Source organism: Clostridium drakei, from assembly GCF_000633595.2.
In the GTDB taxonomy this organism is placed as follows: domain Bacteria; phylum Bacillota; class Clostridia; order Clostridiales; family Clostridiaceae; genus Clostridium_AM; species Clostridium_AM drakei.
Map to the genome: position 1 here is coordinate 100550 of NZ_JIBU02000020.1, position 7873 is coordinate 108422.

5 protein-coding genes are annotated in these 7873 nt (G+C 28.9%); 2 read left to right on the forward strand and 3 right to left on the reverse strand.

Annotated elements, in window-relative coordinates; genetic code table 11:
• Positions 1–67: 67 nt before the first annotated feature.
• Entirely contained in the window at positions 68–1111 is a 1044-nt protein-coding gene (locus EG57_RS0211140) for an aldose 1-epimerase (RefSeq protein ID WP_108849558.1), read from the reverse strand.
• A gap of 510 nt (positions 1112–1621) precedes the next feature.
• Between EG57_RS0211140 and EG57_RS0211145 the strand changes: the two genes are divergently transcribed.
• On the forward strand, positions 1622–3079 hold the full coding sequence (locus EG57_RS0211145) for a hypothetical protein (protein WP_032077281.1): 1458 nt from the start codon (positions 1622–1624) through the stop codon (positions 3077–3079).
• A 301-nt stretch (positions 3080–3380) separates the two neighbouring features.
• On the opposite strand, the gene EG57_RS27020 is transcribed toward EG57_RS0211145, so the two are convergent.
• The gene (locus EG57_RS27020) at positions 3381–3512 is read right to left on the reverse strand and encodes an ATP-binding protein (protein ID WP_278246463.1); all 132 of its coding nucleotides are present in this window, start codon (positions 3510–3512) and stop codon (positions 3381–3383) included.
• Positions 3513–4369: 857 nt separating this feature from the next.
• Positions 4370–6280, reverse strand: coding sequence for a cell wall-binding repeat-containing protein (locus EG57_RS0211150; RefSeq protein ID WP_032077282.1), 1911 nt, complete (start codon positions 6278–6280; stop codon positions 4370–4372).
• A gap of 357 nt (positions 6281–6637) precedes the next feature.
• On the opposite strand from EG57_RS0211150, the gene EG57_RS0211155 reads away from it, so the two are divergent.
• Positions 6638–7795 carry an SH3 domain-containing protein gene (locus tag EG57_RS0211155; RefSeq protein ID WP_032077283.1) on the forward strand — a complete coding sequence of 386 codons (1158 nt, stop codon included), beginning with the start codon at positions 6638–6640 and terminating at the stop codon, positions 7793–7795.
• The last annotated feature ends 78 nt before the right edge of the window (positions 7796–7873 follow it).

Consider the following 7873-nt stretch of genomic DNA (forward strand, 5'->3'; position numbering starts at 1 on the left):
TTAACGTGTGCAAAATTATTTAAATAAAAAATTTTTTCAAATAATTTTTACCATATAACCTTACTATTTATCCTATATCCTCAACATATATTCGTGCTTTTTCGCTCCAAGTATCTTTTGGTGCTATTGTTTTAAATCCTGTTATATCTTTATCTAAGCTAACATTAGGAGCATTTATAACACAAGTTTGAGGCTCTATACACACATATTTCTTATCACCCATATCATTCCATATAACTATATGTTTATATTCTTCACCCATTTCATATACAACTCTCATATTTTTAGATGAATCTTCAATTATTGCACCATGAAATTTTGATCCATCAAGCTCTATATTTTCTAGTGTATAATGAGCTTCTATTTTATATCCTAATGGCATTACCCCTTCATTAGCATACTTCTTTTCTGCTTCCGTTAAATCTAATATTTCTCCTGTTGGTAAATTTCTTTCATCTTGTACCCACCTTTTACCTATGGACATTATTACTCTATAATCTTCATCTTTACTTTCTAAATTGTAAGGCACATTAAAAGCTGTATGATATCCTATACCTATTGGCATTTTTTCACTACCTAGATTAATAATACTTGTAGTTTGTTTTAGTCCTTTATTAGAAAGATTATACAGTAATTTAAATTGAAATTCATGAGGTAAATACTTATAAAAACTATGCTCCTTATTAAAATTAAAAATGGCCTCTATTTCAACTTGATCTTCAGAAATAATTTCTTTTTTTGTTATTTCCCATTTATCATTTTTTATAAATCCATGAATATAGTTATGATTTTTAGGCTCATTTATAGGAAACTGATATACCTTATTGCCTAGTTTAAATTTCCCATCTTCTATTCTATTTGGCGGAAATAATAATGGTATCCCATATACTTGAGGTCTTTCTTTAAATTTTTCAAATTCTAAATTATCATTGGGACTTCTAAGTATACTTACTCCCTTAAAAACATTTTTTAATTCTACTATATTTGCTCCTACTTCTGGTACCATAAGCGCCTCATATCCACCTGCGTTAAAACGGATAGCCTTATGATTTTTCCATAAAACTTCTTTTATACTAGCATGTTCATTTTTGTTATTAATCAAACTTATCATCTCCATATTTATTTTTGCACTTAATTATTGTTATCGTTAACAATAATCAAAATATAATTTTATGATTATTAGTTAATACATATGTTTCTTTATTGTTAACGTTAACAATTGTTATGTTATCATTATACAATACTTTTTGAATATTTATCAATAGTGTTTCAATTTTTTTGTTTATAATTAAACTTATAAATATGCCAATTCTTAAAAAAACCTTATTTTAATGTTCAAATACTAGTAAATTTTAATTCTTTGCTATATAATGGTCTTGTTTAATAAGCATCATTGTTAATAGCCTATTTTCTATTCAAATAAGATGCATAAGTATTAATAAATAATCTAGTTAAATTAAGAAAAATTAAATTAAACAAATCATAGATTTTGGGTTACTGCTTATGTTGCCTGTCATATTTATTAATGTGGACTAGCACCTTGTAGTGTTTTAAGTATTTTTTTGCCTTAATTTAACAATAAAATAATTGTAATCATTTTATAACAAAAGGATGTATATTTATGAAAAGACCAACAAGAATAAAAAAATATAAAAAAGCCAGAAAAATTAAATTTCTGATTTCAGCTTTTTTTATTTTACTAGTTTTAGCTGCCTGTTTTTGGGGATTTAAGTTCTACAATTCAAAAAAACTATCTAATAATGTAAAAGTATCAGCTAATAACCCTGAAAAAACTAAGTGTAAAAAAAATAAAACTGCAGATAGTATACCAAAGAGTGTACTAAATTCTAATACTGAGACTAAGGATTCCGAAAATAAAGATATAAGAAAATTTCCATATCCATTTAAATCTATGCTTTCTATATGCTCTGACATAGATGATGCTACCTTAGAAGAATTTCAAACTTACCATAAATTTTTGAACACCAAGGAAAAAACTCCTTATGGTGAAGGTTTAGGCTTAGATATTGGAGATTCATTTTGGATGTATATGGGCGATAATATGAACTCCACAGTTGATACCGAGGGGCATGGAGTAGACCATATAATGACATTTTTTAATGGAACCAGTAAAACAGAAAAACATAATGCTGACGAAATGATTCATTTTATGCGTTCAGGATGGATAGATTCTATTCATACTTTTGGGGACTTTTCAACCAAAAACGAAAAAAATACCCTTTTTAATAGAAATTTAGCCGAAAATGCTTGGAATACTTTAAACTCCCTAGGTTTTAAACCTACAATTTGGATAAACCATGGTAACAAATCTAATAAACAAAATTTTGGTGCTCATGGCACTTCAAATTTTATGAATTACCAACAAGGTGATAATCCTAATTCATCTTACTACCATACAGATTTAACTATGCAAAATGGTATTAAATATGTATGGAATTCTTTAAGTGATTCTAATTTTGGGCATAGTTATCCACTTTATGAGCTATCCTTGAGAGATGGACAAAAAGTTTGGGGATTTTATAGATATACCAATAATATGGTAGATGGTAAAATGGATTGGACATGGACTCCAGAACATATTCATCGTCAGCTTACTAAGGATAACTTGGATAGCATCGTAAATAATAATCAATACAGCATAGTAGCTCAACATTTTGGTGTCAGCACAGAATATTTGTTTAAAACAGAAAATATACAATCTTTGAAATTACTAAAAGAATATGAAACTAATAATAAAATATTGGTAGCCAAAACTTCTAGGCTTCTAAACTATGCTAATGTTCATAAATATCTAATGTTTAATAAGTTGACTGAAGATGGTAAGACTTATATTAATATAAGTTCTATAGATGATCCTATATTCGGGAAGTCCACTCCTACTATTGATAATATACGTGGAATTACTTTTTATTGTGATGATCCAGAAAACACAGTATTGCTGTTAAACAAAACTAAAATAAGCAGTGATGATTTGCAAGTAAATCCTAAAGATGAAGCTGGAAAAGCTAGTATATCTATTAAATGGTTTAACCCAGACTATACGGATTATACAAAGTAACTTAGTACTCTATATAAGCATATTGCGACTCAAGCGTATGTAAGCGAAGTAACTTTCAACTGTATTCCGGCTGATATATGCTGTGAAGGAAAACTCACTTCATTAAGAAGTTCACATCTTCCTTCACAGCATATATCAGTCTCCATACAGTTGAAAGTTACTTCTTAGTGCATTGCGTATACACATAATACATTATTGCATGACTCTCAATAGAAAGCTCAGCTTTCATAATATATTTTATACATTAAATTTCTTCCAAATTATACTCAAAAACGCTTCCACTTTTTATAGAAACAATTTATTAACTAGACAAATTTTTAATCCATTTTTTAGTTTCTTTTAACCTAAAAGAATTACCATTCATATTAATCATGTATGACTTATAAGTAAGTATGTCAGTCATTGCCGCTGTCATTACTGGATCTTGAAATATCTCTCCTCATCTGTCGAAAGACAGGTTAGTTGTAACTATTGTTGATTTTATTTCAGTTGTAGGTTCTTTTTCTGTTCTACCTATAAATTTCTTTACTGCAACTTTCATATTGTCATAAACCATAGTTCTATATACACCTTGAATTTTTTCAAAGAATAGTGCATGTGATTATAAAAAACAGTTGGCATTTTATTTTTTCTACAACCTCCTCAGTTAAAACTTTTCTTTTTTTTACCACCATAATACTTGGGATCTTCTACTATATCTGATATGATATCTGCCTTTTTACATCATCTCCACCAACTTCTCTTACATTAATTTTCCATAAGAGGGTTTATTTTATGTAAAGTGGAAGAGTTTTTTAATAAATTTATGGTATAGTATTAATATGTAAAAATAATAAATCTCTTTTAAAGTATTTCTATAAATGTAGAAAGTAACTTGCTTTTAAATAAAATATATTAGTCTATCAGCAAGCTACGCCTTAATTTTTAAGCATTATAAGTTGCGATTATAAATGTAATTTTGACTTACTAAAACTACTTATAACAATGTAATTATAAACATAAACTTGAAGTTACTAGTTTGGATTTTAACTTTTATGTAGTTATATATGGTAAGTGGTTCATCACATAAGCTAAATTGTTTTAGTATTATTCTTAGCTTGAAGATTTGGAAAGCCTTAGAACTTTAGTCCTGTCTGAGGGAACCGAGTTTGACAAAGTTCTTAGGTTTTCCAAATCTTCAAGCTTTAGAATAATTAAAACATTTAGCAGTGATGAACCACTTACCATATATCACGGAATAAAAGTTAAAATCCAAACTTCCACTGCAACTTTATGAAGCTTCATTTTAATTTAATTATTAAGTTTTTTGTTTATCATATCCCAATAATCAGCATTTTCTAATCCTAATCTCCATATAGCAACTCCAGCTAAATTATAGTTATTTACAAGGTCTAGTTTATAGCCAATGCTTGTACTATTTTCGAACCATACGCTATGGTAGACACCATAGTTATCATTATAATTGAAATATGGGCTTTTAGATGTTGAGTCCCATTTAACTTGGACACCATTCTTGTATGCTTTATTATAAGCTTGATTTATAGTATAAGCATCTGCACTACTGCTATTTGATGACCAATCATATCCATATGATGCTAAACCCAACATTATTTTATCATTAGGAATAACATTAATTGCATAATTAATTATTTTTTCTACCCATCCTATAGATGCAATGGCTCCTGGTGAACCACCTGACCAATGTTCATCATAAGTCATTATCATAACTTTATCTGAAAATTTTCCAATCTCACTGTAATCATATGCTCCAGTTCCAGCTTCTTTAGGATTGTCTACAATTTTTGCTGGAATCGATACTGTTACTTCAAAGCCTTGTGAATGAAGTGTATTATATAAGTCTTTTATAAATTGTGTGAATTCACCCCTGTTATAATAAAATATACCTTCTAAATCTACATTTACCCCTTTATAGTTGTTTTTCTTTAAAACATCCAATATATTATTTATCAAATTTTGCCTATTTTGATCACTTTCTAACAGAACTTTAGTTATATTTCCATTAAAAGAATTTGATATCATAGCATAAGTTGAGATCTTATTTGCATTTGCATATTCTATTTGTTCTTGAGGTGCACTACCAGTTATATTCCCTAATCCATCCACATTATAACTATCCGTTGCAATACCATCGATTAACCCTGAGTAGCTAACCAAAGACTTATATGATAAGTCATCTCCTGAATAGTAAGAAGCTGTATATGCTAGTACACTTTTTGTAGGAAATAAAATTGATTGTACAAGTTTATCAGATATAATTCCACTGCCACCTAACACTTTAAAATAATCTATATCACTTAGTTTTGACTTAATTAAGCTTCTAGCTTTAAAATAATTTGTATTTAACAATACAATTGGTGAATTACTTTTTCCTGCAGCAGCAGAACCACATAATGCATCTGGGAAATCTTCTCCTGAAGTTAAATATGTAGTTTTAAAATTTAAATCTGTTGAAAATTCATTTATAATAGCTAAATTAGTTTCATACCTATCACTTCCATTTAATCTTTTAACATTTGCTATATTTTTTATAGAATTACTACTTACAACTCCAGTACCACCTAATACATAACACTTCTTTATTTCATTGTCATTTATATATTCTTTAACACTATATGGAATAACATCAGTATTGGTAAGAATTATGGGCATAGCTTTCATAGCGGCTACAGGTGCTATAGATAATGCATCCGGAAAATTTTCACCATATGTCAATACAATTTCATCACTTTGTCCTAATTCCTTTGCTACTTTTATACTGGTTTCATACCTATCTTGTCCACCTATTCGAATCGTATTTATATTATTATCATTTAATTCTTTTTCAATGCTAGGAAGTATAACACCTTCCCCACCTACTATAAAAACCTGTTTAGTTTTTAATCTCTTAATTTCATCAAATACTTGAGAATTCAAACTGTTTCCTTTAGTTATCAAGACAGGAGCACTATATTTTTTTGCAAGTGGAACAGCACAAATAGCATCTGGGAAATCCTCACCTGAAGCCAAAATAGCATAATCTGATTGATTCCAACTATCTTGTGAAACCTTTACTGCCGTTTCATATCTATCTACTCCTCCAATTCTTACACTATTTGGAGCTGCAGATACCTTTGTTACTAAAGCAAAAAACAAAACCATAATTGTATAAAATGTTACGTAAGATTTTTTAATTGTAATCATTTTTTCCTCCTAGTATAACTTGTATTTATCCTAATTATAATTATTTATGAAATTAGATTACAATTCAATAAGTATATTTATCCTTATATTCCATAGTTTAAGTTTATTATATTTAACTTAGCTTTCGAACATACAATTTTAACGTAGTACAATTACATTACAATATAGCTTCTTAATCTTATTCTATCAATACTACTAGCAGTACCCCCAATTACTTAAAAGTTTAAACAATGTTTACTATAGTATTGTAAACCTGAAAACATTTTACCACTATTTGCGTATTGCCTATATTACATTGCCCAAATATAATTATATTTGTACTTAATCCCAAAATTAATGATACAAGGAGATTAATTTATGAAGATATTTAAATCTAAGTTATTAGTCACTCTATTTCTAGCTACTTCTATAATTGCTCCTATTCAAAGTGTAAATGCTGCTTCTCAACAATCTATAACTAGGAGCGAATCAGAACAAAGAGCGTTAAATATAATTAATTTAACTTGGAATTACTCTGCTGATAAAAATGGAACTTTGCCTGCTAATTATACCTCGAGTGTCACACAACCTAGCCAATTTAAAGATACAACAACGGTTACAACTACTGGTATTCCCTACAACTGGGGTGGACAAGATTCTCTTGACTCAAATTCCTATGGCTCACCTTGGCTGAACTTTTTAGATGCTGTGAATAAAGGTGCCTTTACCGGAAACGTTAACACCGATGCTGGTTATGGATATATTTCTGGTACTGCTGGTATAGATTGTTCTGGTTTTGTACAAGCTACCTTTAATATAAAAGACTCTAAGTTGTCAACTTCATCTATTTTTGATACTTATTTTACTAAAATCAATCTAAACGATATTAAACATATGGATATACTCGATAAACCTTATGATCATGTAGTTATTTTTGATAAATGGGGTACTTTAAATGGAGTTAATGGCGCTTTTACTTACGAATCCACACCAGATCAAACTTACGGTGGCATACAAGGTACTAAAAAATATTTTATAAGTATGAATGAAATTAATAAAGGGTATATTGCAGGAAGGTATGTAAATATAGTTGAAGATTCTTCTAGCACTAGTAATATTCCTCATCCAGTAAATGCTGGTATATTTGCTAAAATAACAAATGTAACTACTGCAGCAAATTTTAGATCTAAAGCTTCTACAGATTCATATATTATTGGTACTACACCTCGAGACACTATAGTATATTTAATTGATTATTCAGCAGGTTGGTATCAAATAAGTTACAATGGACAAGCCGGTTGGATATGGGGCAACCTAATTACCTCTATTCCCAGTGGTAAATATGTTGCTATAAATAAAGCCTATCAGCTAAATATAAGAAATAATCCATCAACATCAGCTGCTATAGTTGGTTATCTAAACCAAAATCAATATGCTGAAGTAATTGACTACTCAATTGATGGCAAATGGTTAAAAATTCGTATAAATGGAATTGAAGGCTATGCTTCTGGTGCTTATTTAAGATATATATACTAATCAACCCAGCTTTCGGAATTTAAAAATATTATGACGTAAGCATATGTAAGCGAAGTAACTTTCAACTGTATTCCGGCT

Excerpts from the sequence above, each read along its gene's own strand:
- EG57_RS0211150 (WP_032077282.1), bottom strand. The coding sequence starts at position 6,280 with ATGATTACAATTAAAAAATCTTACGTAACATTTTATACAATTATGGTT.
- EG57_RS0211155 (WP_032077283.1), top strand. The coding sequence starts at position 6,638 with ATGAAGATATTTAAATCTAAGTTATTAGTCACTCTATTTCTAGCTACT.
- EG57_RS0211145 (WP_032077281.1), top strand. The coding sequence starts at position 1,622 with ATGAAAAGACCAACAAGAATAAAAAAATATAAAAAAGCCAGAAAAATT.
- EG57_RS0211140 (WP_108849558.1), bottom strand. The coding sequence starts at position 1,111 with ATGATAAGTTTGATTAATAACAAAAATGAACATGCTAGTATAAAAGAA.